25 protein-coding genes are annotated in these 25,505 nt (G+C 58.5%); 9 read left to right on the top strand and 16 right to left on the bottom strand.

Annotated elements, in window-relative coordinates; genetic code table 11:
* Nucleotides 1–52 precede the first annotated feature (52 nt).
* Genes AB5Y97_RS06285 through rnr form a run of 4 tightly spaced genes read right to left on the bottom strand, consistent with a single transcriptional unit; the run spans nucleotide 53 to nucleotide 4,279 of the window.
* A complete protein-coding gene (locus AB5Y97_RS06285) occupies nucleotides 53–508 on the bottom strand; it encodes a GNAT family N-acetyltransferase (protein WP_368157377.1) in 456 nt (151 codons plus the stop codon).
* 56 nt (nucleotides 509–564) lie between these two features.
* Nucleotides 565–1,137, bottom strand: a complete 573-nt coding sequence (locus AB5Y97_RS06280; RefSeq protein WP_201946734.1) for a Crp/Fnr family transcriptional regulator — start codon at nucleotides 1,135–1,137, stop codon at nucleotides 565–567.
* A gap of 2 nt (nucleotides 1,138–1,139) precedes the next feature.
* Nucleotides 1,140–1,889, bottom strand: coding sequence for a 23S rRNA (guanosine(2251)-2'-O)-methyltransferase RlmB (gene rlmB / locus AB5Y97_RS06275; protein WP_069530024.1), 750 nt, complete (start codon nucleotides 1,887–1,889; stop codon nucleotides 1,140–1,142).
* Nucleotides 1,886–4,279, bottom strand: a complete 2,394-nt coding sequence (gene rnr / locus AB5Y97_RS06270; RefSeq protein ID WP_005354835.1) for a ribonuclease R — start codon at nucleotides 4,277–4,279, stop codon at nucleotides 1,886–1,888. Before rnr ends, rlmB begins: the two co-directional genes overlap by 4 nt.
* A gap of 134 nt (nucleotides 4,280–4,413) precedes the next feature.
* Here rnr and AB5Y97_RS06265 point away from each other — a divergent pair, with 134 nt between their 5' ends.
* A complete protein-coding gene (locus AB5Y97_RS06265) occupies nucleotides 4,414–5,436 on the top strand; it encodes a GGDEF domain-containing protein (protein ID WP_019445736.1) in 1,023 nt (340 codons plus the stop codon).
* Nucleotides 5,437–5,567: 131 nt separating this feature from the next.
* On the opposite strand, the gene ompA is transcribed toward AB5Y97_RS06265, so the two are convergent.
* On the bottom strand, nucleotides 5,568–6,602 hold the full coding sequence (ompA, locus tag AB5Y97_RS06260) for a porin OmpA (protein WP_139437008.1): 1,035 nt from the start codon (nucleotides 6,600–6,602) through the stop codon (nucleotides 5,568–5,570).
* Between the two features lie 265 nt (nucleotides 6,603–6,867).
* Nucleotides 6,868–7,905 carry an SGNH/GDSL hydrolase family protein gene (locus tag AB5Y97_RS06255; protein WP_274161119.1) on the bottom strand — a complete coding sequence of 346 codons (1,038 nt, stop codon included), beginning with the start codon at nucleotides 7,903–7,905 and terminating at the stop codon, nucleotides 6,868–6,870.
* Nucleotides 7,906–8,159: 254 nt separating this feature from the next.
* On the opposite strand from AB5Y97_RS06255, the gene AB5Y97_RS06250 reads away from it, so the two are divergent.
* Nucleotides 8,160–8,546, top strand: a complete 387-nt coding sequence (locus AB5Y97_RS06250; protein ID WP_005335826.1) for a YgiW/YdeI family stress tolerance OB fold protein — start codon at nucleotides 8,160–8,162, stop codon at nucleotides 8,544–8,546.
* Between the two features lie 85 nt (nucleotides 8,547–8,631).
* Here the strand turns inward: AB5Y97_RS06250 and mltC are convergent, their stop codons facing one another.
* The 3 genes from mltC to mutY all read right to left on the bottom strand — a co-directional run bounded on the left by mltC (nucleotide 8,632) and on the right by mutY (nucleotide 11,186).
* On the bottom strand, nucleotides 8,632–9,735 hold the full coding sequence (gene mltC / locus AB5Y97_RS06245; protein ID WP_005354839.1) for a membrane-bound lytic murein transglycosylase MltC: 1,104 nt from the start codon (nucleotides 9,733–9,735) through the stop codon (nucleotides 8,632–8,634).
* A 117-nt stretch (nucleotides 9,736–9,852) separates the two neighbouring features.
* Nucleotides 9,853–10,125, bottom strand: a complete 273-nt coding sequence (locus tag AB5Y97_RS06240) for an oxidative damage protection protein (protein WP_005335828.1) — start codon at nucleotides 10,123–10,125, stop codon at nucleotides 9,853–9,855.
* Between the two features lie 8 nt (nucleotides 10,126–10,133).
* Nucleotides 10,134–11,186 (bottom strand): A/G-specific adenine glycosylase, encoded by a 1,053-nt coding sequence (mutY, locus tag AB5Y97_RS06235; protein WP_201946740.1) that lies wholly within the window; start codon nucleotides 11,184–11,186, stop codon nucleotides 10,134–10,136.
* A gap of 237 nt (nucleotides 11,187–11,423) precedes the next feature.
* Here mutY and AB5Y97_RS06230 point away from each other — a divergent pair, with 237 nt between their 5' ends.
* Nucleotides 11,424–12,662 carry a multifunctional CCA addition/repair protein gene (locus AB5Y97_RS06230; RefSeq protein WP_201946742.1) on the top strand — a complete coding sequence of 413 codons (1,239 nt, stop codon included), beginning with the start codon at nucleotides 11,424–11,426 and terminating at the stop codon, nucleotides 12,660–12,662.
* Nucleotides 12,663–12,780: 118 nt separating this feature from the next.
* On the opposite strand, the gene AB5Y97_RS06225 is transcribed toward AB5Y97_RS06230, so the two are convergent.
* Together AB5Y97_RS06225 and AB5Y97_RS06220 are read right to left on the bottom strand one after the other, a co-directional pair.
* Nucleotides 12,781–14,379: a BCCT family transporter gene (locus AB5Y97_RS06225; protein ID WP_005335834.1), complete on the bottom strand. Its 1,599-nt coding sequence runs from the start codon at nucleotides 14,377–14,379 to the stop codon at nucleotides 12,781–12,783.
* A gap of 9 nt (nucleotides 14,380–14,388) precedes the next feature.
* Nucleotides 14,389–14,916 carry a hypothetical protein gene (locus AB5Y97_RS06220; RefSeq protein WP_069526903.1) on the bottom strand — a complete coding sequence of 176 codons (528 nt, stop codon included), beginning with the start codon at nucleotides 14,914–14,916 and terminating at the stop codon, nucleotides 14,389–14,391.
* A gap of 163 nt (nucleotides 14,917–15,079) precedes the next feature.
* Here AB5Y97_RS06220 and AB5Y97_RS06215 point away from each other — a divergent pair, with 163 nt between their 5' ends.
* Complete coding sequence (locus AB5Y97_RS06215; protein ID WP_013723454.1) at nucleotides 15,080–15,559, top strand: MarR family winged helix-turn-helix transcriptional regulator; 480 nt, start codon at nucleotides 15,080–15,082, stop codon at nucleotides 15,557–15,559.
* A gap of 71 nt (nucleotides 15,560–15,630) precedes the next feature.
* Here the strand turns inward: AB5Y97_RS06215 and AB5Y97_RS06210 are convergent, their stop codons facing one another.
* Nucleotides 15,631–16,212 (bottom strand): YjaG family protein, encoded by a 582-nt coding sequence (locus tag AB5Y97_RS06210; RefSeq protein ID WP_005335839.1) that lies wholly within the window; start codon nucleotides 16,210–16,212, stop codon nucleotides 15,631–15,633.
* 162 nt (nucleotides 16,213–16,374) lie between these two features.
* On the opposite strand from AB5Y97_RS06210, the gene AB5Y97_RS06205 reads away from it, so the two are divergent.
* Nucleotides 16,375–17,319 (top strand): D-2-hydroxyacid dehydrogenase, encoded by a 945-nt coding sequence (locus AB5Y97_RS06205; protein ID WP_139408742.1) that lies wholly within the window; start codon nucleotides 16,375–16,377, stop codon nucleotides 17,317–17,319.
* Between the two features lie 71 nt (nucleotides 17,320–17,390).
* On the opposite strand, the gene mepM is transcribed toward AB5Y97_RS06205, so the two are convergent.
* Nucleotides 17,391–18,728, bottom strand: coding sequence for a murein DD-endopeptidase MepM (gene mepM, locus AB5Y97_RS06200; RefSeq protein ID WP_005354854.1), 1,338 nt, complete (start codon nucleotides 18,726–18,728; stop codon nucleotides 17,391–17,393).
* 260 nt (nucleotides 18,729–18,988) lie between these two features.
* Between mepM and AB5Y97_RS06195 the strand changes: the two genes are divergently transcribed.
* The gene (locus AB5Y97_RS06195; RefSeq protein ID WP_201946743.1) at nucleotides 18,989–20,287 is read left to right on the top strand and encodes a LapD/MoxY N-terminal periplasmic domain-containing protein; all 1,299 of its coding nucleotides are present in this window, start codon (nucleotides 18,989–18,991) and stop codon (nucleotides 20,285–20,287) included.
* Complete coding sequence (locus tag AB5Y97_RS06190; protein WP_236563453.1) at nucleotides 20,284–21,225, top strand: TAXI family TRAP transporter solute-binding subunit; 942 nt, start codon at nucleotides 20,284–20,286, stop codon at nucleotides 21,223–21,225. Before AB5Y97_RS06195 ends, AB5Y97_RS06190 begins: the two co-directional genes overlap by 4 nt.
* On the opposite strand, the gene AB5Y97_RS06185 is transcribed toward AB5Y97_RS06190, so the two are convergent.
* Both AB5Y97_RS06185 and znuA read right to left on the bottom strand, forming a co-directional pair.
* Complete coding sequence (locus AB5Y97_RS06185; protein WP_005335848.1) at nucleotides 21,220–21,894, bottom strand: transglutaminase-like cysteine peptidase; 675 nt, start codon at nucleotides 21,892–21,894, stop codon at nucleotides 21,220–21,222. The two genes, AB5Y97_RS06190 and AB5Y97_RS06185, sit on opposite strands and share 6 nt — an antisense overlap.
* 67 nt (nucleotides 21,895–21,961) lie before the next feature.
* A complete protein-coding gene (gene znuA, locus AB5Y97_RS06180) occupies nucleotides 21,962–22,894 on the bottom strand; it encodes a zinc ABC transporter substrate-binding protein ZnuA (RefSeq protein ID WP_201946747.1) in 933 nt (310 codons plus the stop codon).
* A 93-nt stretch (nucleotides 22,895–22,987) separates the two neighbouring features.
* Here znuA and znuC point away from each other — a divergent pair, with 93 nt between their 5' ends.
* Nucleotides 22,988–23,764 carry a zinc ABC transporter ATP-binding protein ZnuC gene (gene znuC / locus AB5Y97_RS06175; protein WP_158109133.1) on the top strand — a complete coding sequence of 259 codons (777 nt, stop codon included), beginning with the start codon at nucleotides 22,988–22,990 and terminating at the stop codon, nucleotides 23,762–23,764.
* 21 nt (nucleotides 23,765–23,785) lie between these two features.
* Entirely contained in the window at nucleotides 23,786–24,565 is a 780-nt protein-coding gene (gene znuB, locus AB5Y97_RS06170; RefSeq protein WP_033115078.1) for a zinc ABC transporter permease subunit ZnuB, read from the top strand.
* 12 nt (nucleotides 24,566–24,577) lie between these two features.
* Here znuB and AB5Y97_RS06165 read toward each other — a convergent pair whose 3' ends face one another.
* Entirely contained in the window at nucleotides 24,578–25,468 is an 891-nt protein-coding gene (locus AB5Y97_RS06165) for a LysR substrate-binding domain-containing protein (RefSeq protein WP_107682801.1), read from the bottom strand.
* Nucleotides 25,469–25,505 lie beyond the last annotated feature (37 nt).

The raw sequence follows: 25,505 nt of genomic DNA, 5'->3' as shown, positions 1-25,505 counted from the left end.
GGGCCATCCCGCGGGATGGCCCTTCTGCATTCTGAATCACTCTGACGAGTGGTTATTCCACCACTCTGCGCATCCCCATATGGGGGATATCATCTTCGAGATAGCCTTCCCCTTCCGCCACAAAACCGTGCTGGCCGTAGAAGCCCTGCAGATGGGCCTGAGCACCAAGCCAGATGCTGTGGGTCGGCCAGTGTGCCTCGCACGCTTTGACCGCCTCGCTGATCAGCTGGTGACCGAGACCACCGCCACGCGCCTTGGGTGAAGTTACCACCCGGCCGATGGCGGCACCGCTCTCATCACCTATGCCGGGCGCCATGATCCGCGCATAGGCGGCCAGCAGCTCGCCCTGATAACCGAGCAGGTGCCAGACCCCCTCGCGGCGATCGAGCCCGTCCAGATCCTGAAAGGGGCAGGTCTGCTCCACCACGAACACCTCGGCCCGCAGCGCCAGCAACTCATACAACTCGTCAGTGGTCAGTTCAGACCAGGGTTTCAGGATCCAGTTCATCGGCAACTCCTTATCAGTTCGGCCTGCCAGCATAATCGTGGCGCCAGCGCCCCGCATTAACCTTTGTTAAGTTCTTTCAGCCGTTTGCGAATGCGGCTCAGGCTGATGGGTGTGATACCGAGATAGGCGGCGATCTGGTGGTCAGGCACTCTGGCATCAAGTGCGGGAAAGCTGTCCAGAAAGTGCTGATAGCGTGCCTGCGGGCTGCCGGTCAGCAGCAACTGCTCCTTCTCCTCCTTGATGCGCAGCTGCACCTCCAGCAGGTGCTGATACCAGCGCGGCCAGCCGGGCAGCTGGCGCAGGTCGGCCAGACTGAACAGCTGCAGACTGCAAGACTCCAGCGCCTCCACGCTGTAGCGGGCCGGCTCGCCACTGAGCAGGTGGTGGAAATCGAGAAACTCGTCCCCCTCCCAGTAGAACTCCTTGATGTACTCGCGGCCATCCTCCAGCACCAGCTTGGCCCGCAGCAGCCCCTGCTCCACCCTGACCAGCAGATCCGGGCTGTCGCCGGCGTGCCAGAGGCAGCTTTTCGGGCTGAGGGTCAGCGGGCGGGCAAAAGAGAGGAGGCGCGCGGCCTCCTCTTTATCTGCGACCTGCGCCCAATCGAAGGGGGGTCTGTCAGTCAGCATGATTAACCGCGACGCTGACGCACGGCTTCAAACAGGCAAACGCCGGTTGCCACCGAGACGTTGAGGCTGGATACCGCCCCCGCCATCGGGATGCTCACCAGCTCGTCGCAATGTTCGCGGGTCAGACGGCGCATGCCTTTACCTTCAGCCCCCATCACCAGCGCCATCGGGCCGGTCAGTTTGGCCTGATAGAGGTCGTGATCGGCCTCGCCAGCGGTGCCGACAATCCAGACGCCGCGCTCCTGCAATTCGCGCAGGGTGCGGGCCAGGTTGGTGACCTGAATGAGCGGCACCACTTCGGCCGCGCCACAGGCAACCTTGCGCACGATTGGGGTAAGACCCGTGGCCTTGTCCCGCGGCACGATGACAGCATGAGCCCCGGCAGCATCGGCGCTGCGCAGGCAGGCGCCGAGATTGTGCGGATCGGTCACGCCATCCAGCACCAGCAGGAAGGGCTGGTTCTGTTGTGCCGCCAACTCATCCAGCAGGCTAGCCAGATCGTGCTCGGCGAGCTTCGGCGCCTCTTTCACCCGGGCCATAATGCCCTGGTGATTGTTGCCTTCCGCTTTGTCATCAAGGGTCTTGCGGTTCACGCTCTGCACCTTGAGGCCGAGGGATTCCAGCTCGGTCAGCAGGGGTTGCAGCCGGTCGTCATCGCGCCCCTTGAGGGCCCACACTTCGATAAAGCGCTCGGGTGTGCGCTCCAGCAGCGCGGTGACAGCGTGAATGCCGTAGATCAGTTCAGTACTCATTTAGTGCTCTTGGCCTTATCGCGAGCCTTTTTGCTCGGTCGTCTGTTGCTGGGTTTGGCGCGGCCACCCTTGTCGGATTTGCCGTGATCCTTGCCCTCTTTACGTTTTTCGTGGCGCTGGGCGCTCTTGGCCTTCTCTTTCTTGATCTCGGCCTGCTTGCGCGCCATCTCTTTGGCGTTCTTGCCGGTGGCCTTGAGCGGCTCTTCCACCATCACGAAGTCGATCTTGCGATCATCCAGGTTCACGCCCATCACCTTGACCCGCACCTTGTCGCCCAGACGGTAGCGACGGCGGAAGTTCTCGCCAATCAGCTGCATGTGCAGGGGATCAAACTGGTAGTAGTCGTTGGTGAGGGTGCTGACGTGCACCAGACCATCGATGTGGATCTCCGCCAGACGCACGAAGAAGCCAAAGCCGGTGACGCTGGCGATGACGCCGTCAAACTCGTCACCCACGTGATCCAGCATGTACTCGCACTTGAGCCAGTCGGCCACGTCGCGAGTCGCATCGTCGGCACGGCGCTCGGTCATGGAGCAGTGCTCGCCCATCGGGTCCACTTCTTCCAGCTGGTAGTGATAACCACCGCTCGGGGTCCACTTGTGGCGCAGGTTGCCCTGCTGCTCCTTGGCGGTCTGATACTTGATCGCCCGGTGCAGGATCAGGTCGGGATAGCGACGGATTGGCGAGGTGAAGTGCGCGTAGGACTTCAACGCCAGACCGAAGTGACCGATGTTGTCGGCCTGATAGATGGCCTGACGCATGGAGCGCAGCAGCATGGTGGAGAGCAGCTCCGCATCGGGGCGCCCTTCAAACTTGGCGGCCAGCTCGGCAAAGTCTTTCGGCTCGGGCTCGAGTCCGCCTTTAAGCTCCAGACCCAGTTCGGCCAGGAAATCGCGGAAACCGGTCAGACGCTCTTCGCCCGGACGGTCGTGGACCCGGAACAGGGCAAAGGCTTCGTTCTTCTCGATGTAACGGGCAGCAGCCACGTTCGCCTGGATCATGCACTCTTCGATGATCTTGTGGGCATCGTTGCGCACCAGCGGCACGATGCGGTCGATCTTGCGCTGGGCGTTGAAGATGAAGCGGGTCTCTTCGCTCTCGAACTCCACCGCACCACGCTGGTGGCGGGCATGCTTGAGCGCCTTGTAGAGGTTGTTGAGTTCCTCAATATGGCCCACCAGCGGGTCATACTGCTGGCGCAGCTTGGGATCCCCGTCGAGGATCGCCGCCACCTTGGTGTAGGTCAGACGGGCGTGAGAGTTCATTACCGCTTCGTAGAACTTGTAGCCAGACATACGGCCAGCGGCGGAGATGGTCATCTCGCACACCATGCAGAGACGGTCAACTTGCGGGTTCAGGGAACACAGGCCGTTGGAGAGCACCTCCGGCAGCATGGGCACCACGAACTCGGGGAAGTAGACGGAGTTGCCGCGCTGATACGCTTCGGCATCCAGCGCCGTGCCGGGCTTCACGTAAGCGGAGACGTCTGCAATGGCAACCCACAGACGCCAGCCACCACCGCGTTTGGCTTCACAGAAGACGGCGTCATCGAAGTCGCGGGCATCTTCGCCGTCGATGGTCACCAGCGGCAGGGCGCGCAGGTCGATGCGGCCCTCTTTGGCTTTCTCCGGCACCTGCTCGCCGAGACCGGCAACCTCTTTGGTCACCTCTTCCGGCCAGGTGTGCGGGATACCGTGGGTACGCAGGGCAATTTCGATCTCCATGCCCGGCGCCATGTTCTCGCCCAGCACTTCCAGTACTGTGCCGACGGCATTGATGCGGGAGGTGGCGCGCTGATTGATCCGCACAACCACGACCTGGCTCTGACGAGCCCCTTTGTTTTCCCCTTCCGGGATGATGATGTCCTGGCCGATACGGCTGTCATCCGGCACCACGAAACCAACGCCATTCTCGACGAAGTAACGGCCGACAATATCTGCCTCACGGGACTTGAGCAGGCGCACCAGACGCGCTTCCTGACGACCCTTGCGGTCGATCTCGGTCGGTTGCACCAGCACGTAATCGCCATGCATCAGGCGTTGCATCTCTCGGTTGTTCAGATACAGATCCGGACCACCACCTTCCGGACGCAGAAAACCGAAGCCATCCTTGTGGCCGATTACATAACCTTTGACCAGATTCAGGCGATCCGGCAGGGCATAGCATTGGTTGCGAGTGAATACCAGTTGTCCATCACGCTCCATGGCGCGCAGACGACGACGCAAGGCTTCCAACGGCTCTTCATCTTTCAGCTTGAGGACCTTGGCCAACTCTTCACGGGACATGGGCTTTTCATGGCCCTTGATGAGTTCCAGGATCAACTCGCGACTGGCGATGGGGTTATCGTATTTTTCGGCCTCGCGTTCGAGGAAAGGATCTTTTTGAGACATAAGCAGGCCTTAGGGTAGGTGGTAACGGTGCCATTATATCGGAGGGGGGGGCGAATGGCATCCATCGGCTGCCTTTTGGCCAATCTCTCTGTCATACTATCTTCAGTTCGCTGGCATGATGAGACACAGAACTCATGAGTAAGGATACATTTGCCCAATCCGCCGCCTATCTCAAACAGGCGGTTCCTTTGATGATCAAGTACCAGATCCCCACGACGCCGGACAATTACCACCTGTGGTACAACTATGTCTCGGCCAGCATGCCCGAGCTCAACCAGGCGATCGATCAGGCAGTCAAAATGCAGGGAACCTGCTCGCTCACCACCTGCGAGCGACTCTATCACCAGTATCTGGCCGCTCAGGACGAGAAGCAGATGGAGGCGATGAAACTGAGCCTCGCCGCCATGGCCAACGAGCTCGGCCACTCCATGCAGGACGCCATCTCCGATACCGGCATGTTTCAGGAGATGCTCGACAAGAGTTTTGACAAGCTCAGCCGCATTGATGACGAGGGCTTCAGCCTGGAAGACACCATGGGGATCCTGCGGGAGCTGGTGCGCGAATCACGGGACGTGCGCATGTCCACCATGCACTTTCGCAACCAGCTCAGCAATGCGGAGAAAGAGATCAAGGAGCTGCGGGCGGCGCTCAACGAGACACGCAAACTGGCCAACGAAGATGCCCTCACCAACCTGCTCAACCGCCGCGCCTTCGATCTGGAGCTGGAGGGGTTGATCCGCAGCCAGCACCCCTTCTCGCTGATCCTTGCTGATATCGATCGCTTCAAGAACTTCAACGACGAATATGGGCACCTGCTCGGCGATCAGGTGCTGCGCGCCTTCAGCAAACGGCTGCGCGATGCCTGCAAGGAGGGAGTCACCGCCTATCGGCTGGGTGGGGAGGAGTTCGCCATGCTGGTCCCCCATCGCTCGCTGGCGCTGGCCAGACAGATGGCGGAAAGCATGCGCCGCGCTATCGAGCGGATGTCGATTCTGGATCGCAAATCGGGCCGCCGCATCGACCACATCACAGCCTCGTTTGGCGTGGGTGAGTTCAACGGTCAGGAGAGCGCAGACTGTCTGGTCGAACGTACCGACAAGCTGCTCTACAAGGCCAAGGAGCTGGGGCGCAACCGGGTGATGCCGCTCCCTTCCTGATTTAGTCCCCTGCCCGACCGCAATGCCAATGTAAAAAGCCAGTCAGATCAACTGACTGGCTTTTTGGTCTCTCTTGCTCCGACAGGGGCTGTTCATTCCAGTCCCAGTGGAACGCTGCTCAGTGTGAAGGATTACTCCTGCACCTCGCTAACACCTTCGACTTTCACATCAACACGGCGATCCGGAGCCAGGCAGACGATCAGCTCACGCTTGGACTTGCTGACGCAGCTGTCGCCGGTAACCGGTGAGGATTTACCACGCCCTTCCACATTGATCTTGGCGGCCGGGATCCCTTTACCAACCAGATAGTTGGCAACGGTCTGGGCACGCTGCTCGGAGAGCTTCTGGTTGTAGGCATCGGAACCGATACGGTCGGTGTGCCCAATTACGGTTGCCACGCCATCTTTGGGTCGTGCTTCTTCAATCTGGCTATAGAGGCTATCCAGTGCCTGACTGGCCTCTGGCTTGAGAGTCGCCTTGTTGAAGTCAAACAGCACATCGGAGCTCAGGGTGAACTGCTTCTCAACCATCACAGGTGCAGGAGCAGGTTCCGGAGCCGGGGCGGGCGCCACAGGGGCAACCTGACCAAAGCGATAAACCGCTGCCAGCGAGAGCAGGCCGTTATCCATTCTCAAACCGGTATCATCACGACTGCCATACGGGGTGGTGTACTGATACTCCAGGCGAGCTGCCCAGTCGAGGTTGAATGCATACTCGGCACCCAGCGCGCTGACAAAGTTGAACCGGCCATCACCCCCTTTCAGGTCACTGTTAGCGGCCGCATAACCACCGCCGATACGTCCGTACAGGTCGAGGCTATCAGTTACAGGGAAGCCCAGCTTCAATGATAAATGAATAAGTTGGGCCTGAACTTCATCTTGAAACGCTGCGCCCGTGGCTGAGCGGGCATCATATTTGTACTTACCCAGATAATCGTAGCCATATTCGATGCCCAGGTTCTTGTTAAGTTGATAGCCGGCAAATACACCAGCCCCAAGAGCATCATTGGTCTCATTGCCGAGGGTAAAGCTGTTGCTTTCATCAATGCCGTAGAAGTTGGACCAACCCAGTTTGGCACCGCCATACCAGGTGTTGTCTTGACCGGCAGCCTGGGCATTGGCCGCCAGCAAGCCGGTAACCAGCAAGGTAATCAATGATTTTTTCATGTTTGAGCCTCTGCAACTTTATGTAGGAGGAGGTTGATTGATATCACCTCGTCTTATAGGTGCAACCACCCAAAAGCGATCGCAGCATATCAACGTTAGCCTATTTTCAAGTCACTGATATCAATTAACAAAAAACACTCTAACGCAACCACGTTACAAAAACAGCAACAAACGTTTGTTATTTGAACTGAATGTGACGCAAAAAGACGCACAAATGAGGGCAGATAGGAGAAAAAGGCCAGCAACATGCTGGCCCGAAGCGATATCAGTGACGAACAAACTCGTAGTGCTGATCGATAAAGTCGGCAACACGCTGGCTCAGTACCTTGTGCACCGTCCTGGTCGGATGCACCTGATCCCAGAACATATGCTCATCGCAGTTGAAAGTCGCTGCTCGCCCTTTTGCCTGCCCGCTCACCACCGCCTGCGCCAGGATCGGGTTACCGGCAATAGCCACTCTTTCGGAGACGCTCAAAGCCGGGGTCGCAGCCACCTCGGCGGCGCTGCCGGAGAACGGCTTCCACGTATAGCCGCCACCGTAGCAAGCGTGTTCTGTGTCACTCAGCCCGAACTGCTGAGGATCGCGCATCATCTCGTCAAACTGCTTGTCCACTTCGAACAGCTTCACGATGCCAAGGGGAGCCAGCTCGCGAGTGAGGTTCTGCAACTTCTGGTTGTGGTAACTGGCCACATGGCGCACCTTCTCCACCACCTTCATGCTGCGGGCTGACGGGGTCTGCCCCAGATCAGGAATGTTGAACAGCAGGATCTGCTGCGCGCCGTTGAGCACCAACCGGTTGGATGCCAGCCGGATGGTATCGATCACCCGATCCGCATCCCGCTCGGTGTTCCAGCCATAGGCCAGATAGTCGTTGGCACCGACCCAGATCACCACCAGATCATCGGGACGGAACTTGTCCTTTTTCAGGAACTGATCGATCTCGTAATCGAGATTGTTGATCACCTGATATTTGGGATCCCAGGACCAGAAACCGAGCCAGCCATTCAGAGCCCCCAGATGGTTATAGGCCACCGCGGTTGCACCGCCTTCCGCCTCGTTGGCCACGACCAGACCGGGGAAACGCTCGTCACCCAACTGCTCCAGCCACACTGGGCCGTTGCTGAAGCGCCCGTTGAAGTAGGGTGGGCTGGAGGGGAGATACCCTCGCATCTTTTTGTACATCTTGCCGGTGTCGGAGAGGCTGTCACCAAACATCACAACCCGGGAAAAAGGTTGGCGTCCCTCTGCCGCTTGCGCGGTCAATGCCATTAACCCCAATAAACAAACAAGCCATTTTTTCATATTATTATGCTCTTCGATTAAGCAGGTGAGACCTGCGGACTTCTCCTCGAGTGGCGACAGGCATGGGAAGAGTCTGCTGCCACTGACTTCTGGTGAAGGCGACAGATTACAGTTCCAGATGAAATCACACATGTTCCGACACCGATGAAATCGCTTGCGCTCACAAAACAGACAATCACACCAGCCTATTTCTTTCACGCTTGTTTCACGCCCCCCCCGGCACAATGCACTCATACCAACGACAGGAGTATGAAATGAACAAGGCAAGCGCAAGCGTAATCGGACTGTTGACCCTGATGTCTGTCTCCTCTTTTGCCATGGCGGCCTATACCGGCCCGCAGGAGCAGAACAAGGTTTCCGTTGCTCAACTGAAAGATCTGGCCGATGACAGCTGGGCCACCCTGGAAGGGAAACTGGTCAAGCACCTGGGCGGCGAGAACTATCTGTTCCGTGATGCCAGCGGTGAAGTGGAGGTCGAAGTGGATCAGGATGTGTGGCGTGGCACCGAAGTGGGCCCGGATGATCAGATCCGCATCCGTGGTGAAGTGGACCACAGCTGGAACAAGACCGAAGTGGAAGTGAAAACCCTGGAGAAAGTGGGCGCGGCCCCGCAGACCAAGGGCGGCTTTATTGCCAAATAAGGCCACTTCAACGACGAACTGGCCAGACGTTAAAAGGGCGCTTGATATCAAGCGCCCTTTTGCATGGTTAACCCAGCGTCACCGCTTAACCGGCCCGACTTGCAAAGGCTCTCTTGAACCCCTTCTCGGCCTGATTGACCTTGTAGAGGTAACGGCGCGCCTCCTCTTTGGGATGCTGCTCGGTCAACACCTGATAGACCGCCTCGGGGGAGAGCCGGTTGATCCGGCCCGGCGCCGCCTTGCGATCGCTGGAGAAGGTATTGAGTACCCCGCCCGCACCACCGTTATAGGCGGAGATCACCGCATAGCGACGGGAGCGCGGATCCTGAATATCCGCCAGATAGACGGTCTGCAACAGGTGCAGGTAGGCGGTACCGACATCGATGTTGTAGGCCGGGTTGAACAGCTCCTCCCGGGTTGGCTGGCCGTTCTTGCCCTTGACCCGCACATAGACGTCACGACCGGCGGTAGCCGGGATCACCTGCATCAGGCCATAAGCGTTGGCATGGCTCACCGCATAGGGGTTGAAGCTGCTCTCGGTCTTGATCACCGCATAGATCAGGCTCTCCGGCACGCCGTATTTGCGCGACGCTTCCCGGATGATCCCCGCATACTTGTAGCCCCGTCGGTCTTCATGGTTGGCCACCATGGGAATATCGACGAAGAAGATGGTGCGAATCCCCAAAGTGCGCTTCTTCATCGCAGTGTTGAGCAGGTAATCGGCATAACGCTCGGCGCGCCAGGAGGCGCGGATTGGCTGGCGCTGATTGTCCAGCACCTGACCGTAGAGGAAAGGCTCGCCGCCGGTCAGAATTTCCCGATCGGAGTAAAGATCCACTTCCGCCGGATCGTCCGGGGTCAGCAGGGTCTCGATGATGGCGCGACGCAGGTGAGCGCGGGGATCGATGCCCGAGACCGTCTCCACCATGATGTGGCCGCTGGAGAAGTCGATGTGGGCCCGGCTCTTGTACTGATCCGTGTATTTTACGTAGTCAAACTTGCCCGCAAACAGCGCCTCCCGCCCCCATATCTCGTTCACGTTATGGGAGAGCGCGCTGATCATGTGTTCAAAACCGCGGATGTCCTTGCCGTTGACCAGATCGTCATCCTCACTCCCGCTGGGCTTGGGGGAAGATGAGCAGGCAGAGAGAAACAGCAGGGTGCACAGCAGCCAAAAAATTCGGCCCATAGGATCCTCAAACCGGGCAGCAGAGCTGCCCATCATTCATTTGCTGCGACTTCAGGAGCGGTAACGCCAGTGTGGCGCCATTCCCGCACCTGTTCACACGTACAACAGCCGGAGAGCTTACTGGGCAGGCGGGGTGTAACCTTCGATCTGCACTTCACCTGCATCAAACAGGTAGCTGACCATCTCTTTTTCCAGCAGTTGGCGATGCTCAAGATTCATCATGTTGAGCTTTTTCTCGTTGATCAGCATCACCTGCTTCTTCTGCCACTCGGCCCAGGCTTCCTTGCTGATGTTGTCAAAAATCCGCTTGCCGAGCTCACCGGGATAGAGTTGGAAATCCAGACCCGGGCCCTCTTTTTTCAGGCGTTGGCAAAATACAGTACGGCTCATGTTGACCTCTATGGTTGTAACTCTGGATAGGCGAGCAGACGGGCCGTGGCGGCCGCCAGCCCCACCTCGGCAGGATGGCGTAAGTTATACCAGAGTCGGTTATCTGCTTCCATGAGCCGCAGCGGCTGCGCCTCATCAATGTCAATCAGCAGCGGCTGAATATCGAGATGGAAGTGGCTGAAGGTATGGCGAAAACCGGCCAGTTCACGATAACCGTGATGGCTCAGGCCAAGGGACGCCAGCAGACCATCCACCTCCGCCAGCGAGGCCACCTGCGGGAAGCAGTAGAGCCCGCCCCAGATCCCCTGCGGCGGCCGCTTCTCCAGCAATAACTCGTCACCATGGCGGATCAACAACATGACGCCATCGCGGGCCGGAATGCTCTTCTTCGGCTTGCTGTTGGGGTAGGCAGTGGGGTTGCCTTGCGACAGCCCCTGGCAATCGGCCCGCACCGGACAGCGATCACAGGCAGGCTTGCTGCGGGTGCAGATAGTGGCCCCGATATCCATCATTGCCTGATTGTATTGCGCCACGCCCAGTTTGGGAGTCAGCCGGATGGCGATCTCCCACAGTTCGTTCTCCACCTGTTTCTGGCCGGGCCAGCCCGGCAGCGCCAGCCAACGGGTGAGTACCCGCTTCACGTTGCCATCAAGGATGGCATGAGGCTGACCAAGAGAGAGCGACAGCACGGCCCCGGCGGTAGAACGACCAATACCCGGCAGCGCCATCACCTCGTCAAAACGCTCGGGAAAGAGACCATAGTGATGATCGCGGATCTGCTGGGCCGCCTTGTGCAGGTTGCGGGCCCGGGCGTAGTAGCCAAGCCCGGTCCAGTGGTGCAGCACCTCGTCGACAGGGGCATCGGCCAGCGCCACCACATCGGGGAAGCGCGCCATAAAACGCTGGTAATAGGGAATCACGGTAGCGACTTGGGTCTGCTGCAGCATGATCTCCGAGACCCAGACCCGGTAAGGGGTCTTCTCCTGCTGCCAGGGCAGGGTTTTGCGGCCATGAAGCTCGTACCACTCCAGAACCCGGCTTGCGAAGGTTGATTGATTCACGTTGTTCTCATGTCGTTGATATAAGGGGAACTCTGCGGTTCCTTCGGCTCATCTGGCCTGCGCGGGCATAAAGTCATCCCGCAGCACAGCGCCAGCTGTCTGGTGCGGCAGCGTAAGGCCTCGTCACGCCCAAGTCAAAGCCGCGCTGACTGGCGCTGCGGGCAGGTGGTGCTCAGGCAGCAAAGCGGTAACAAAGACGATATACTCGGCCCCACGATTGATGACGGGAGAGACGGTTTGCAGACTTATCTGGTTGGGGGCGCAGTGCGGGATCGCCTGCTGGGATTGCCGCAGGGCGACAGGGATCATCTGGTGGTCGGCGCCACCGTGGAGCAGATGCTGGCGTTGGGTTTTACCCAGGTCGGTCGCGACTTTCCGGTATTTCTTCACCCCAAAACCCAGCAGGAGTATGCCCTCGCCCGTACCGAACGCAAACAGGGTCAGGGCTACACCGGTTTTGTCTGCCACGCCACCCCCGATGTGACACTGGAACAGGATCTGCTGCGCCGGGATCTCACCATCAACGCCATCGCCGAGGATGATCAGGGCCAACTCCACGATCCCTACGGTGGCATCGAGGATTTGGAAAAACGGCTGCTGCGCCACGTTTCCCCTGCCTTTGCCGAAGATCCGCTGCGCATCCTGCGGGTCGCCCGCTTCGCCGCCCGCTTCCACGCTCAGGGCTTTACCATAGCGCCGGAGACCCTCGCCCTGATGAGCGAGATGACGGCCGCTGGCGAGCTGGCCCACCTCACGCCGGAGCGAGTCTGGAAGGAGCTGGAGAAGGTGCTGCTGGGGCCGACCCCGCAGATCTTTATCGAGGTGCTGCGCCAGTGCGGCGCCCTCAAGGCGCTCTTCCCCGAAATCGACGCTCTGTTCGGCGTCCCCGCCCCGGCCAAATGGCACCCGGAGATCGACACCGGCATCCACACCCTGATGGTGCTGGAGCAGGCGTGCCGGATCTCCCCCGAGCTGACGGTACGCTTTGCTGCCCTCTGCCACGACCTTGGCAAGGGAGTCACCCCCAAGGAGTTCTGGCCAAGCCATCACGGTCATGGCCAGAAGGGGCTGCCGCTTATTCGCGCCCTGTGCGAGCGGTTCCGGGTTCCCAACGAGTGCCGGGATCTGGCGCTGCTGGTGAGCGATCTGCATACCCACATCCACATCGCCTTTGAGCTCAAGCCAGCCACCCTGCTCAAGGTGTTCGACAAGGCCGATGCCTGGCGTCGCCCCGAGCGCTTTGCCCAGCTGCTGGATGCCTGCCGCGCCGACTTCCATGGCCGCACCGGTTTCGAGGAGCGGGTCTACGCCGAGCCGGACTATGTGGCCGAAGCACTGGCTGCCGCCCAGGCGGTGCCGGTGAAAGAGATAGTGGCGGCCGGTTACAAGGGAGAAGAGATCAAGGAGCAGCTCGCCAAAAAGCGGACCGATGCCATCAGCCGCATCAAGGATGAGTGGACCTTTATCGAGGAGTAACCTCGGCCCCATAACAGACGGCCGCCCTGATGATGAGCTCCGCAAGGAGAGCATCGCCAGGGCGGCCGTTTTGCATCCAAGTTTATATGTAAAGGGGCGCTAACCCCTGCTGGTGCCGTTATGCCGGACCAATTCGCTCCATCAGGCTCATATGGGATGAGCCATCGTGACGCTTGAGATTCTGGCGATATTCGAACTGGCGCTGGCTCTCCTGCTTGAGCCCCAGCATCAGCGAATAGCACATCGCCAGCATGATCACCGAGAAGGGTAGCGCCGCTATGATGCTGGCCGCCTGCAAGGCTGCCAGACCGCCGGAGACCAGCAGGATGGCCGCAACCAGCCCCTGCCCCAGACCCCATACTGCGCGGTGCAGTACCGGCGGCTCCTGATCACCGATGGAGAGCAGGGTGGTGATGACCAGCGTGCCCGAGTCACTGGAGGTGATGAAGTAGGTGCAGATGAGCAGGGTCAGCACAGCTTTGGCAATCCAGCCGAAGGTATCCCAGTGCAGCAGCTCGACCGTCTTGTAGAGCGCCAGCGTCACATCCTGATTGACCGCAGCGACCACGCCGCCGCCACCAAACAGCTCCAGATTCATCGCCGTGCCGCCAAACACGGTGAGCCAGAACATACCGAGCAGCGAGGGTACCAGCAGCACGCCGAGCACAAACTCGCGAATGGTGCGCCCCTTGGAGATGCGGGCGATAAACATGCCGACAAACGGCGCCCAGGCAATCCACCAGCCCCAGTAAAACGCCGTCCAGCTCGACTGCCAGGCCGAAGTGCCGTTGGCCTCGGTGTTGGTCCAGAAGCTCAGTTTGACGATGTTCTGCAGGTAATCACCGATGTTCTGCACATAGGCGTTGAGGATATAGGTGGTCGGCCCCAGCACCAGAAAGAGTGCGAGTACGAAGACGCTCAGCCAGATATTGAGCTCGGAGAGAATTTTCACTCCGCGCCCGACCCCGGAGACCGCCGAGAGGGTCGCGATCAGACTGATACCGCCAATCAGCCAGAGCTGGTTGGACTGCGACACCGCCATGCCAAACATCTGGTTGAGGCCGGTATTCATCTGGGAGACCCCCAGACCAAGGGAGGTCGCTACCCCGAACACGGTGCCGAACACGGCCAGCACATCGGCCGCATGGCCCCAGAAACCGTAAATCCGCTCACCGAGGATGGGGTAAAGCACGGAGCGAATAGCCAGCGGCAACTTGCGGCGATAACTGAAAAAAGCCAGCGACAAGCCAACGATCACATAGATGGCCCAGGGGTGCAGGCCCCAATGGAAAAAGGTGAGGCGCATGGCGATCTGGGCCGCTTCCGGGGTCATCCCTTCGGTAATGAACGGATTGCCCTGCAGATGGTTCATCGGCTCGGCGATGCTCCAGAACACCAGACCGATCCCCATGCCAGCGCTAAAGAGCATGGAGAACCAGGCGAAGTAGCCGAACTCCGGTACCTGGTCGTCGTCACCCAGCCGGATGCTGCCAAAACGGCTGAACATCAAGTAGACAGCGAAGAACAGGAACAGGGCGACCACCAGAATGTAGTACCACTTGAACCCGGCAATAATTTGATCCTTGGCACCGACAAACCAGGCGGCCGCGGTATCGGGAACAAATACGCCAAACAGCAAAAACAGGGTGATCACGGTGAGGGCCGTCATGGCCATGGTGGGGTTGAGGCCTTTCAATAGCCCTTTGCTTGCTCGCATCCAGCCTCCTTAGTCGTTGTTGAAAAAGTCTTCGCCCACATGATCACCGGCCCCGCCGATGGCGCGATAGACCAGTTTGCCAGCAGCCTGTTCGCGGTGATCCACCAGCGAAACCGAGGGCTGGCCATTCACGGCGTGACGCTTGCCAAGGAAGATGGCCATGGGGACACCCAGATTGGAGACACCGCTGGTGATCCAGAGGCGGTTGAAGTCGTAAGAGCCGCCGATGAACTCCAGCTGGGCCAGGCCGGTATCGAGGCCGGTCAGATAGAAGTTCATGGCACTTTCGTCAGGAAAGAGGTGCACCAGCACATAGGCGTAGCGCAATTCGTTCACCAACTCCTTTAGGTTGAAAGTACCTGTCTCACTGCAAGAGAGGGGTAACTCACCATCATAGTGGTGTACCTTGAGGTTGTTCGGGTCTTCATCATAGGCAGGCTGATAGCGCACAAAAGCCGAGGTATCCGGCAGTTCATAGCGCACTCTGACCACACGTAACTCGGCCACCAGAGACTTGATATCCAGCTCGTCATTCATCATTTCGCTCCTCAAATGTCAGGGTGAATTCCGTGAAATGCCCGTCAACCTAACACAAAATTAGTTAGAGCAGAAATTATTACAGCAAAAACCATATTGACCTTGTGACGAATTAGGCGGAAAATTTTGCCCCTCTCCATAGCCCTCCAATGACGCACACCCCATGGAAAAACATGATGAAGTGCTGGTCGCCCTGCGCCAGATTATTCGTGCCATCGACATGCACTCCAGGCGCTTAATCAAAGAAGCCGGGCTAACCTCCCCGCAACTCTTGCTGCTCAAAGGGATCGACGAGTTGGGACAGATCTCCATGCGCCAGCTGGCCGATCACACCAACATGAGCCAGGCCACCGCCACCACCATCATGGACCGATTGGAGAGCCGCCAACTGGTGCAGCGCGTTCGCAGCAATACCGACAAGCGCAAGGTTCACGCGACACTGACTGACGCAGGCCGCGCCCTGCTGGCTCAGGCCCCGACCCCGCTGCAAGAGCGCTTCATCCAGCGTTTTCAGGCGCTGGAAGCGTGGGAGCAGACCCTGCTGCTCTCATCCCTGCAACGCATCTCCTCCATGATGAATGCAGACGAAATCGACGCGGCCCCGGTGCTGAGCGTCAGACCCCTGACCGAAGAGCAGGCATAAACTACTGAACAATTTCAGGCATAAAAAAAGCTCCCGAACGGGAGCTTTTTTCGATCAGGAGCCGCAGAGGATTACTCTTCCAGGCTGATCCCGATATTGGAGACGCCATCCTGAGAGGCGAATACTCTGATGGCCAGAATACGATCGCTGTCGCGTTCATGGGCAACCCGCTTGAGCAGTTCAACCTGGAACTCCAGCTCAGCTTCCATGTACTCGTGCTCGTAGAGCTCCTCTTCGGTCAGATCCCGCTCTTCCAGCAGCTCGATAAACCCGGCCACGGTACCCACTGACGCATGGCTGGCATCGTTGGCCTCTTCGCCGACCCGGCAGATCACCGAGTTATAGGCGCAGCCCAGCGCAACACAGGCATCCAGCGCCGGATAGGCACCGTAGGATTCAAACTTGCGGGGATCCGGAATGTGAGACTCGAACTCTTCGAGAATGGCACCCAGATTGACCCGGGATCCCTTGACGGTGAGGTAGACCCACATCTGATCCAGCGCATGCCGGAAAGCGCCAGCATTGCCAAAGCCGGAGGCCTGGCAGAATAGGGCATAGTTGGGGTACATGCGCTCTGCCAGCGCCAGGGTGTAGACGGTCTGTTGCCAAGGCTGTAGCTCGGCCAGTCGCTTATAAAACTTGTCACCAAACACTGGAGTCGGATCCTTTGCAAAATGTGGGGCAGATTGTAGCCCACGAGGCGCGCGGCGAAAACGAAAAAGCGCCCTGGTCGGCTATGTTGCGATATGAAGTCAGGTAAGATGAGTCGAGAGCGGCATCTTGTTGCGCCGCAAATTCTGATAAGGAACAAGAGTATGAGCCAACGTACCCTTCTTTTGCTCAGCCAGGATAATGCTCACTACGAACGGCTGCTCAAGGCCGCCAACCTCCCCCATCTGCGCATTCTGCGAGCCGATAATCCGGGCGATGCCGAGAAGCTGATCGGCGAGGCTCATATTCTTATGGCCGAACCGGCCCGTGCCAAACCGCTGCTGCCCAAAGCCAACAAGCTGAGCTGGTTCCAGTCCACCTATGCGGGAGTCGATGTGCTGCTCGACCCTGACAGTCGCCGTGATTATCAGCTCACCAATGTACGCGGCATCTTCGGCCCGCTGATGAGCGAGTATGTCTTTGGTCATCTGCTCAGCCTGATGCGCCAAATTCCCCTTTATCGGGAACAGCAGAAACAGCGACTGTGGCAAAGCCACCCCTATCAGGGCCTCAAGGGGCGCACCATGCTGATCCTGGGGACCGGCAGCATTGGCCAGCATATCGCCCATACCGGCAAACATTTTGGCATGAAGGTGCTGGGCATCAGCCGCAGCGGTCGGGAGCGGGCTGGGTTTGATCAGGTTTATCAACTACCCGCGCTCAACAAGATGCTGGCGCAGGCCGATGTCATCGTCAGCGTGCTGCCAGCCACCCGCGATACCCGTCATCTGTTCAATGCCGCCCGCTTCGAACACTGCAAACCGGGCACCATCCTGTTCAACGTCGGTCGCGGCAGCGCCGTGCACTCGGGCGATTTGCTCACCGCACTGCGTACCGGCAAGCTGGCGATGGCGGTGCTGGATGTGTTCGAGCAGGAGCCACTGCCCGCCGACAGTCCGCTGTGGGGCCAACCCAACCTCATCGTCACCCCCCACAACAGCGCCTACAGCTTCCCGGATGATGTGGCCCAGATCTTTGTGCGCAACTACATCCGCTTTATCGATGGCCAGCCACTGGATGGCAAAATCGACTTCGACAAGGGTTACTAACCCTCACAGCGCATGTAAAAAGGCCCCGCCAATCTGGCGGGGCCTTTCATTTCAGGCTGTGACGACAGGTATCAACCCGCGGCCAGCTCCTTGCGGTAGCTCTTCACCTTGGCAAGGAACTGACGACGCTCCTTGCCGCTGAGCGGTTCAGCCATCGGCAGCTTGGCTGTCATGGCATTGACCGGGCGGTTGTTGATCCGCAGCTCGTAGTGCAGGTGAGCACCGGTAGAACGACCAGTGTTGCCGGAGAGGCCGATCTTGTCGCCCATCTTCACTCGCTGACCGGTTTTGACCAGCAGCTTGCTCAGGTGCAGATAACGGGTAGAGAGAGTACGGCCATGCTTGATGACGATATAAGTGCCCGCTAGCGGGTGGCTGGTTGCCTTCTGGACGATACCATCGCCAGTCGCCAGCACTGGCGTGCCCACCGGCACCGCAAAGTCGGTGCCCTCGTGAGGACGCACCATACCGGTTACCGGATGTTTGCGCGCCGGGTTGAAATTGGAGCTGATCCGATAGCGGCTGTGGGTCGGGTAGCGGCGGAATCCGCGCTCCAGACTGTTGCCCTGACCGTCGTAATAGTTGCCGTCATCGGAGAGCCAGGCCGACACCGTCTTGCCCTGGCTGGTCACTTCCACACCTAGCAGCTGGCTGTTGCCAGTGCTCTTGCCTTCCACCGTCTCCTGGCGTACCAGCACTTTGAACTTGTCGCCCTTCTGCAGATCCTTGGCGAAATTCATCCGCCACTGGAACAGGTTGGCAATTTTCTGGATATGGTTGGCCGGAATCCCCGCATTGCGGGCACTGACATAGAAGCTGCCGTTGATCACGCCGTTGTAACGCTGCGGTTGCCACTCAACCTTCTCATTGATCATGGAGGCGGTATAGGCATCGTCGCTGCGCGCCATCACCAGCGTCTGCTTGATGTTCAGGCGGATTTTGAGTTGCTGCAGGATGTTGTCCTGATCGATCAGCAGCTCGATATTCTGGCCCGGCTTGAGGCGCGCCAGATAGTTCTTGTTGTCCGCGTCCAGCACCTTGTAGAGGGTGGTGGTGGAGAGACCGAGATTGTTAAAAATAGCGGTCAGGTTTTCGCCGTTGCGGACCCGGTAATCCTGCCACTGGGGGGTGGTGTCGACCGGGATGTCGTCATCCGGCGCACTCTGATCAACCAGTTCGTGATCGGGGATTTCGTTAAAGTCGGTGTTGTTTTCGTTGGTTGCCGTACCTGCGGTATCAATGGGCAACTCAAGACGCAGCGGCCGCTCAAGGATGTCACCCGGAGCTGGCAATAATGCCACTGCTGACAGGGTCATGGCCGTCAGCATCAGCATGGCGTAAAAGTGTTTGCGGGGAACCGGTGGTTCCCAATTGGCAGCCTGTACTACCAAGGGACGGAGACGTTTCATCCGCTATCCTGTATTTAGATCTAAAGGGTGTGAGTTGCGATGTCAGTTGTGACAAAACCGTATAAAACTGTTTGTTGGACACAAATAGTTACAAATAGTTCATCACAATCTGCATGAACCTCACATTTTATGCATAACCCGCCCGGATGGGCAGAAATGATCGTCTTTTTTAACCATTTTTTCCTATTTTTAAGAACCGGGTCGGATTCGATACTGAATAGAAATCTGAAATGTTGCGATAACTTTTCCATGGAGTGGATATGTCGTTAGCAAAACTGTTAATCAGAATAATTGTCGTCCTGTTCCTGATCGGTGCAGCGCTGCTGTTTGCACTGGAAGTCACGACGGTCCGCCAATCCATCCTCGACCAGATGTCAGCCAACCTGGAAACCGCCATCACCGCTCTCGGGCTGGTGCTGCAAGGAACCCTGCTTAATGACGACAATGTACTGGCCGAGACCATAGTCAATGCCATGTTTGATGGCGGTTTCGTCAGCTCGGTCATTCTGGTGGATCCGGATGGTCAGGTGCTGTTTCAGAAGGTATTCCACTCTACCCAGCAAAATGTCCCCGGCTGGCTTCCCTCGGTTATCGGCATGCCCCCTGTCAAAATTGAGCAAGAGTTGACCGATGGCTGGCGCATGCTGGGCACTCTGACCCTTGAGGGACATAGCGGCTACGCCTATCAGCATCTGTGGAATGCCATCAGTCGCACCGGTCTGGCGCTGCTGGCGGGCCTCGTCGTATTTACCCTGATCATCTCCCTGGTGTGCAAACGCCTGCTGCAGCCCCTGGAGCAGATCAACCTGCAGCTGATCCGTATCCGCAAACACCAGTTCAACAACCCCCTGCCCACTCCCTGGTTGCAAGACCTCAAAGAAGTGGCTCTTTCCATCAACCAACTGGTTTCCGAACGCAAACGGGATCTGCTGCAACAACGACTCAAAATCACCCAGCTGGGAAAACAACTGCCACTGACGCCCCCACAGCCGCTGCAAGGAGTGAGCCCGCTGCCGGAAGGCGGGCAACTGCAAAAATTTGTCTCCACACAAGGGGAGATCGCGCTCTATCAGCGTTTCTTGCCCAGTCAGCCCCTCGGTGCCGACAGCGATCTCGCAACCATCCAGAGCGCCCTGCAACAGTGGCAGCACTCTCATATAGAGGGGATCTTGCTGCCCCTCTCCCTGCTCAATCACCCGCAATGGTCCGAGATCGCCCCTCTGCTAAGCCAGGGCCGCGGCAAAACACTGGATTGGCGCTGGGATGTGGTCACCTTTCCCGCCCACGGCCAAGCCACATTGGCTGCGTTGCAGGAACAGGGGTGTGAGCTCGCCTTCAGCGCCATTCCCCTCAATGCGGATACCTTCAATCAACTTGACCCGCTCAATCCCATCTTTATCAGCTGTCAGCTGACCGATGCGCCGCTTTACTGGAATCTGCTCTCCCAAACCATGCATGCCGCCAGTTATACCCTGCTGGCAGAATCGGGAGAGTGTCGCGACATCGACAAACTGCGGACCTGGGGTATCGATGGTTATGCCAAGGAGGCGCAATCATGAAGAAGATCGCCATGCTGTTGCTCCTGCTGTGGCAACCCGGCCTGATGGCTGAAACCGTCACTATCGCCACCGGGGGTGAGCAGGGGATTTATCACCAGATAACCAAAGAGTTTTGCCGTCTGGCCCATGAGGTCGATGAGCAACTTACGTGCACATTGCAGAGCTCATCGGGTTCAATAGAAAACCTGACGCGGCTGAAGAGTGGCGAGACCTCCTACGCCATGGTGCAGTCAGACTGGCTATATCAGGCAAGCCAGGGCTTGGGCCCTTTTGCCACACAGCCGCAACCTGAGCTGCGCACCCTGTTTGCCACCCATGCCGAGCCCTTCACCATAGTGATCCGTGCCGATGGCGATATCACGTCACTGGAACAGCTCAAGCTCGCCCCCATCGACATGGGGTTGAAGAACTCGGGAACCCGCCAGACGGCGCTGACCCTGTTCAACATCTTGGGAGCGAAAGAGCAGGATCTCGATCTGAAAAGCATGGCCAACCTGCCGGATGCGCTCTGCAGCAAGCAGATCGACGCATTTGCATTGGTGATGGGACACCCTAACCGGATTGTGCTCGACACCGCCAAACGTTGCGCGGTCAGTTTCCTCCCCATCGATGGGGCTACCCGTGATCAGCTACTCAAGGGGGTCAAATATTACCAACGCAGTCAGGTGCCCGCCCGCATCTACCCCGGCAATCTGAAGGCAACTCCCACCTTTGCCATTGCCGCCACCCTGGTTACCAATGCCACCATGCCGGAAGAGTCTGTCTATCGTCTGACCAAGGCCATGCTGACCCAGCAGACCAAGTTCAATGAGCAGACTTATGGCTACGCCAATATGTTTCACCGGGCACGCAATAAAACCGGCCCGGTGCTGAGTATTGAACAGCATCCGGGCGCGGCGAAATATTTCGATGAGTTGAAAGCGGCGGGCAAGCTATAACTGACGACGGGGAGAGCGCAGTTGCTCGCTGGAGAAACGGGTCTTCATCGATGTCCACTGCGCCAACCGATCGGCACTCCCCGCCAGCGTCCCTTCCCGCCGTGACTTCATGATCCAGATGCTTTTGGCATCGAAACTGTAAACGGGAATGAGATCGGTTCGCTTGCTACCCGGCAGGATCCGGCTGTTGATGTTGTCGAGCACCAGTGGGTCAGCCTTGGGCGTAGGGAAGTAGAGCGTCACCATGTGGAACTGGTTGTAACGCACCGCCTTGACGTAGGCCAGCCGCAGCTTCTTCTCATCCACCCCCAGCTCCATCAGGGTGTAGTACTTGGAGATGCTGTAATCCTCGCAATCCCCACCTCGGGCACCGATGAACTCCAGCGGATTAGCCCAGTAATCCTCATCTCCCCACAGCTTGGGGTCTTCACTGTAGGTGAGATTGTTGAAGTAGTTGTTCACCAGCTCGATCTTCTGCTGGTCGGTTGTACCCGCTCTGGGGGTGAGCAAGCGAGAAAATGCCTCGGCCCGCTGGATGGCCCGGCCACCATACACTTCCTGCAGCTTGGCCCGCAGGTCCGGACTGGCAATATATTCAGAAAGACGCGAAGCCTGCACGTTGGCGCAACATAGCGCCAACGTGCAAGCCGGGATCAACAACCATTTCATACCGGACACTCCATGTCAGATGCTGGAGGTCAGTATAGCCCCTCCGGATGAGAGGCTCAGCCGCTGATCAGCGACATTGGGCAAATGCGTCTGCCAGTTGCTGCATGAATTGGGGATAACCCTCCGGGCCGAGCGGTACCTGTTCACCCACCTCATCAAGCAACAGTACCTTGGCGCCGGTATTGCGTGCCACCGATTCGATCACAGCCGGTGAGAATTGCGGCTCGGCATAAATGCAGCTCGCCTGCTTCTCTTCCAGTGCCTTGCGGATATCCACTAGCGTCTTGGCGCCCGGGCGACGCTCAGGACTTACGGTAAAGTGACCCTTTGAACTCATGCCGTAGTGGCGCTCCCAGTAGCCATACGCCTCGTGGAATACAAAGTACCCCTTCTCATTCACCGCCTTCATCTGGCCAGCAATCACCTTGTCTTTGGCATCCACCTTGGTATCAAATGCCGCGAGGTTGGCGTCATAGCGAGCCTGATTGGCCGGATCCAGCTTGCCCAATTCACTTGCGATCGCCTTGGCAATCACTTTGGCCTGCGTTGGGCCAAGCCAGATATGGGGATCGACCCCTTCGTGATGATGTCCCTCATGCCCTTCATCATGGTCACCGTGCTCGTGGGCGGCATGATCGTGATCATCATGGTTATGGGAATCGTGACTATCCTGAGTCGCGTAGTTGAACAGCGGCATCCCCTCAACCTGAGTCAGGGCCAGAGCATGGGGATGGTTGGCCAGCGGCTTGGCCATAAAACCTTCCAGCTCGGGGCCAACCCACACCACCAGATCGGCACTGTTGATGCTGCGAATATCGGACGGACGCAGGGAGAAATCGTGGGGAGAGGCACCGGTCGGTAGCAATACCTTGGGCTCGCTCACCCCGTCAGTGATCGCTGCTGCGATGAAGCCAAGGGGCTTGATGGTGGTCAGTACCTCAATGGCACGAACAGGCAAACTCACCGCCAGCAGGGCAGTGAAAAGCGCAATAATTCTCATTGGTGAATCTCGTCAGGGGGTGAGTATGTGATAATATAACAGCCGCTTTTTGTTATATTATAACTCTCACTGGCTGTAAACCCCGGAGTTGTCATGAGCCAACTGGTAGAGCTGAAAGAGGTCTCTCTCTCGTTTGATGGACGCTCTGTGCTCGACAAGGTCTCCTTTACCCTCAATAAAGGCAAAATCACCACGCTCGTCGGCCCCAACGGGGCGGGCAAGAGCACCCTGAGCAAGCTGGTGCTGGGCCTGCTCACGCCGGATTCGGGCAAGATCACCCGCAGCCGCGACCTGCGGGTTGGCTATGTGCCCCAGCGCCTCTATCTGGATCCCACCCTGCCGTTGACAGTGCGTCGCTTCCTGCAACTGGGCAAAAATAGCCGCCTCTCCATCGAGGAGGCGCTAACTCGGGTGGGCGCAGAGGGATTGCTGGAAAACCGGATGCAGAAGCTCTCCGGCGGCGAGATGCAGCGGGTACTGCTGGCCCGCGCTCTGCTGGTCAAGCCCGAGCTGCTGGTGCTGGATGAACCGGTGCAGGGTGTGGATATCAACGGTCAGATCGAGCTCTACGCCCTCATCGGCAAGCTCGCCGCCGAATTCAACTGCGCCGTGCTGATGGTCTCCCACGACCTGCATCTGGTGATGGCCAGCACCCACGAAGTGATCTGCCTCAATCGCCACGTCTGCTGTCATGGCGAGCCGGAAAGCGTGGCACGCCACCCCGAATTTGCCCGCCTGTTCGGGCGACCGGAGCAGGAGGTGCTGGCGGTCTATACCCACCATCACCACTGCGACGGCGAACACCATCATCATGAACCGCAGGCTCCCGTCATCCGCCTGCCCTCTCGCAACAACGCTCACAGCAAATAGCGCAAGCAACAGGACATTCAAGTGGACAGCTTTCTGTTATACGCCCTCGCGGCCGGTCTCGGCATCGCCCTGCTGGCTGGCCCCCTTGGCAGCTTCGTGGTATGGCGCAAGATGGCCTATTTTGGCGACACCCTCTCCCATGCCTGCCTGTTCGGCATCGCGCTGGGCATCCTGCTGCAGGTCGATCTCACCCTGGCGGTGGTGGTCTGCTGCCTCGCCATGGCAATGCTGCTGGTGATCATGAGCCGCAACCAGCAGGTGGCGACCGATACGCTGCTCGGCATTCTCGCCCACAGCGCCCTGTCCCTCGGTCTGGTTACCTTGAGTTTTATGGATAACGTGCGGGTGGATCTGATGGCCTACCTGTTCGGCGACCTGCTCTCGGTGCAACCGATGGATCTGCTCTGGATCTATGGCGGTGGCGCACTGGTGCTGCTCACCCTGTGGCGACTGTGGGATCCCCTGCTCTCCATGACCATCTCGGAAGAGCTGGCACGGGTAGAGGGGATCCGGGTCGATGTGCTGCGCTGCGTATTGATGCTGCTGATCGGGCTGGTGATCGCCGTGGCGATGAAGTTTGTCGGGGCGCTGATCATCACCTCCCTGCTGATCATTCCCGCCGCCACCGCCCGCCGCTTCAGCCAGACGCCGGAGCAGATGGCCGGCTTTGCCGCGCTGATTGGCTGTCTCGCCGTGCTGGGTGGATTGACCCTCTCCTGGTATCAAGATACTCCGGCAGGGCCTTCTGTCGTCGTCTGCGCCACCAGCCTGTTTGTGCTGAGCCAGTTCAAAAAAGCCTGATAACCCGGGCAATTACAACGGCATGCTCTGGCGTGTCTCCATCATCAGCCACTGGCGCAACCGGCTGATGGCGGGCTCATGGGCCCGCGAGCGCTTGCAGGTAAAGTAGAAGGCATCCCCCGTCTCCAGCTGGTGTACCGGCAAGGCCACCAGCTGGGGATCATCGGGCCGCAGCATGTAGTCATTCACGAATGCCACCCCCTGATCCCAGGCTGCCGCCTCCATCGCCAACAGCACATGGCTGAAGTGGTGCATCCGCGCCTCGTCCGGAATCACCAGCCCACCCGCCTTGGCCCAGCGCTGCCAATCCTCCCCCCGCGCCTTGTAGATGGACTGCACCGAAAGCAGCGGCAGCTGCCAAATGGCCTCAGGCCACTCCCCGCTGATCTGCTGCAACAGGCGGCGACTACAGACCGGAAAGAGCCGCTCCTGATAGATAAGATCGTGGCAATAGCCACGCCCGTGGGGTGAGACTGTGATAAAGCAGTCCGCCACTCTATCGGAGAGTTCGGGGTCTTCCGCCACCATCTCCAGACTCAAATCCAGCTCGGGGTAGAGCTGGCGCAATCCAGCCAACCGCGGGATCAGCCACTTCACCGCAAACGAGCTGTAGACCGCGAGCCGGACTCGCATCTCGCCGCCCCCGCGCAACTGTTCGCTGCTCTGGGCAATCTGGCTGAGCCCGGCGGCAATTCCCTCGAAATAACTCTCCCCCTGGGTTGTCAGCGAGAGCAGCCGCCCCTGACGCAGCAGCAAGCGCTCACCCAGAAAATCCTCCAGCAGGCGGATCTGGTGGCTGACCGCACTCTGACTGACGTTCAATTCAAGGGCGGCACGAGAGAAGCTGAGCAGCCGGGCCACCACCTCGAAATATTGCACCGCACGCAGGGGAGGAAGCTTCATTATCTAAATATCTCATGAGTGGTCATTTTTTATCATT

The organism is Aeromonas sp. R10-2, from assembly GCF_040908445.1.
GTDB lineage: Bacteria > Pseudomonadota > Gammaproteobacteria > Enterobacterales > Aeromonadaceae > Aeromonas > Aeromonas veronii.
Note: the sequence above shows the minus strand (reverse complement) of the source record. Positions and strands in the feature narration are given on the sequence as shown.

What these genes read in the sequence shown, in the direction of transcription:
- AB5Y97_RS06285 (WP_368157377.1), bottom strand. Translation starts at nt 508, where the DNA reads ATGAACTGGATCCTGAAACCCTGGTCTGAACTGACCACTGACGAGTTG.
- AB5Y97_RS06280 (WP_201946734.1), bottom strand. Translation starts at nt 1,137, where the DNA reads ATGCTGACTGACAGACCCCCCTTCGATTGGGCGCAGGTCGCAGATAAA.
- rlmB (WP_069530024.1), bottom strand. Translation starts at nt 1,889, where the DNA reads ATGAGTACTGAACTGATCTACGGCATTCACGCTGTCACCGCGCTGCTG.
- rnr (WP_005354835.1), bottom strand. Translation starts at nt 4,279, where the DNA reads ATGTCTCAAAAAGATCCTTTCCTCGAACGCGAGGCCGAAAAATACGAT.
- AB5Y97_RS06265 (WP_019445736.1), top strand. Translation starts at nt 4,414, where the DNA reads ATGAGTAAGGATACATTTGCCCAATCCGCCGCCTATCTCAAACAGGCG.
- ompA (WP_139437008.1), bottom strand. Translation starts at nt 6,602, where the DNA reads ATGAAAAAATCATTGATTACCTTGCTGGTTACCGGCTTGCTGGCGGCC.
- AB5Y97_RS06255 (WP_274161119.1), bottom strand. Translation starts at nt 7,905, where the DNA reads ATGAAAAAATGGCTTGTTTGTTTATTGGGGTTAATGGCATTGACCGCG.
- AB5Y97_RS06250 (WP_005335826.1), top strand. Translation starts at nt 8,160, where the DNA reads ATGAACAAGGCAAGCGCAAGCGTAATCGGACTGTTGACCCTGATGTCT.
- mltC (WP_005354839.1), bottom strand. Translation starts at nt 9,735, where the DNA reads ATGGGCCGAATTTTTTGGCTGCTGTGCACCCTGCTGTTTCTCTCTGCC.
- AB5Y97_RS06240 (WP_005335828.1), bottom strand. Translation starts at nt 10,125, where the DNA reads ATGAGCCGTACTGTATTTTGCCAACGCCTGAAAAAAGAGGGCCCGGGT.
- AB5Y97_RS06225 (WP_005335834.1), bottom strand. Translation starts at nt 14,379, where the DNA reads ATGCGAGCAAGCAAAGGGCTATTGAAAGGCCTCAACCCCACCATGGCC.
- AB5Y97_RS06220 (WP_069526903.1), bottom strand. Translation starts at nt 14,916, where the DNA reads ATGAATGACGAGCTGGATATCAAGTCTCTGGTGGCCGAGTTACGTGTG.
- AB5Y97_RS06215 (WP_013723454.1), top strand. Translation starts at nt 15,080, where the DNA reads ATGGAAAAACATGATGAAGTGCTGGTCGCCCTGCGCCAGATTATTCGT.
- AB5Y97_RS06205 (WP_139408742.1), top strand. Translation starts at nt 16,375, where the DNA reads ATGAGCCAACGTACCCTTCTTTTGCTCAGCCAGGATAATGCTCACTAC.
- mepM (WP_005354854.1), bottom strand. Translation starts at nt 18,728, where the DNA reads ATGAAACGTCTCCGTCCCTTGGTAGTACAGGCTGCCAATTGGGAACCA.
- AB5Y97_RS06195 (WP_201946743.1), top strand. Translation starts at nt 18,989, where the DNA reads ATGTCGTTAGCAAAACTGTTAATCAGAATAATTGTCGTCCTGTTCCTG.
- AB5Y97_RS06190 (WP_236563453.1), top strand. Translation starts at nt 20,284, where the DNA reads ATGAAGAAGATCGCCATGCTGTTGCTCCTGCTGTGGCAACCCGGCCTG.
- AB5Y97_RS06185 (WP_005335848.1), bottom strand. Translation starts at nt 21,894, where the DNA reads ATGAAATGGTTGTTGATCCCGGCTTGCACGTTGGCGCTATGTTGCGCC.
- znuA (WP_201946747.1), bottom strand. Translation starts at nt 22,894, where the DNA reads ATGAGAATTATTGCGCTTTTCACTGCCCTGCTGGCGGTGAGTTTGCCT.
- znuC (WP_158109133.1), top strand. Translation starts at nt 22,988, where the DNA reads ATGAGCCAACTGGTAGAGCTGAAAGAGGTCTCTCTCTCGTTTGATGGA.
- AB5Y97_RS06165 (WP_107682801.1), bottom strand. Translation starts at nt 25,468, where the DNA reads ATGAAGCTTCCTCCCCTGCGTGCGGTGCAATATTTCGAGGTGGTGGCC.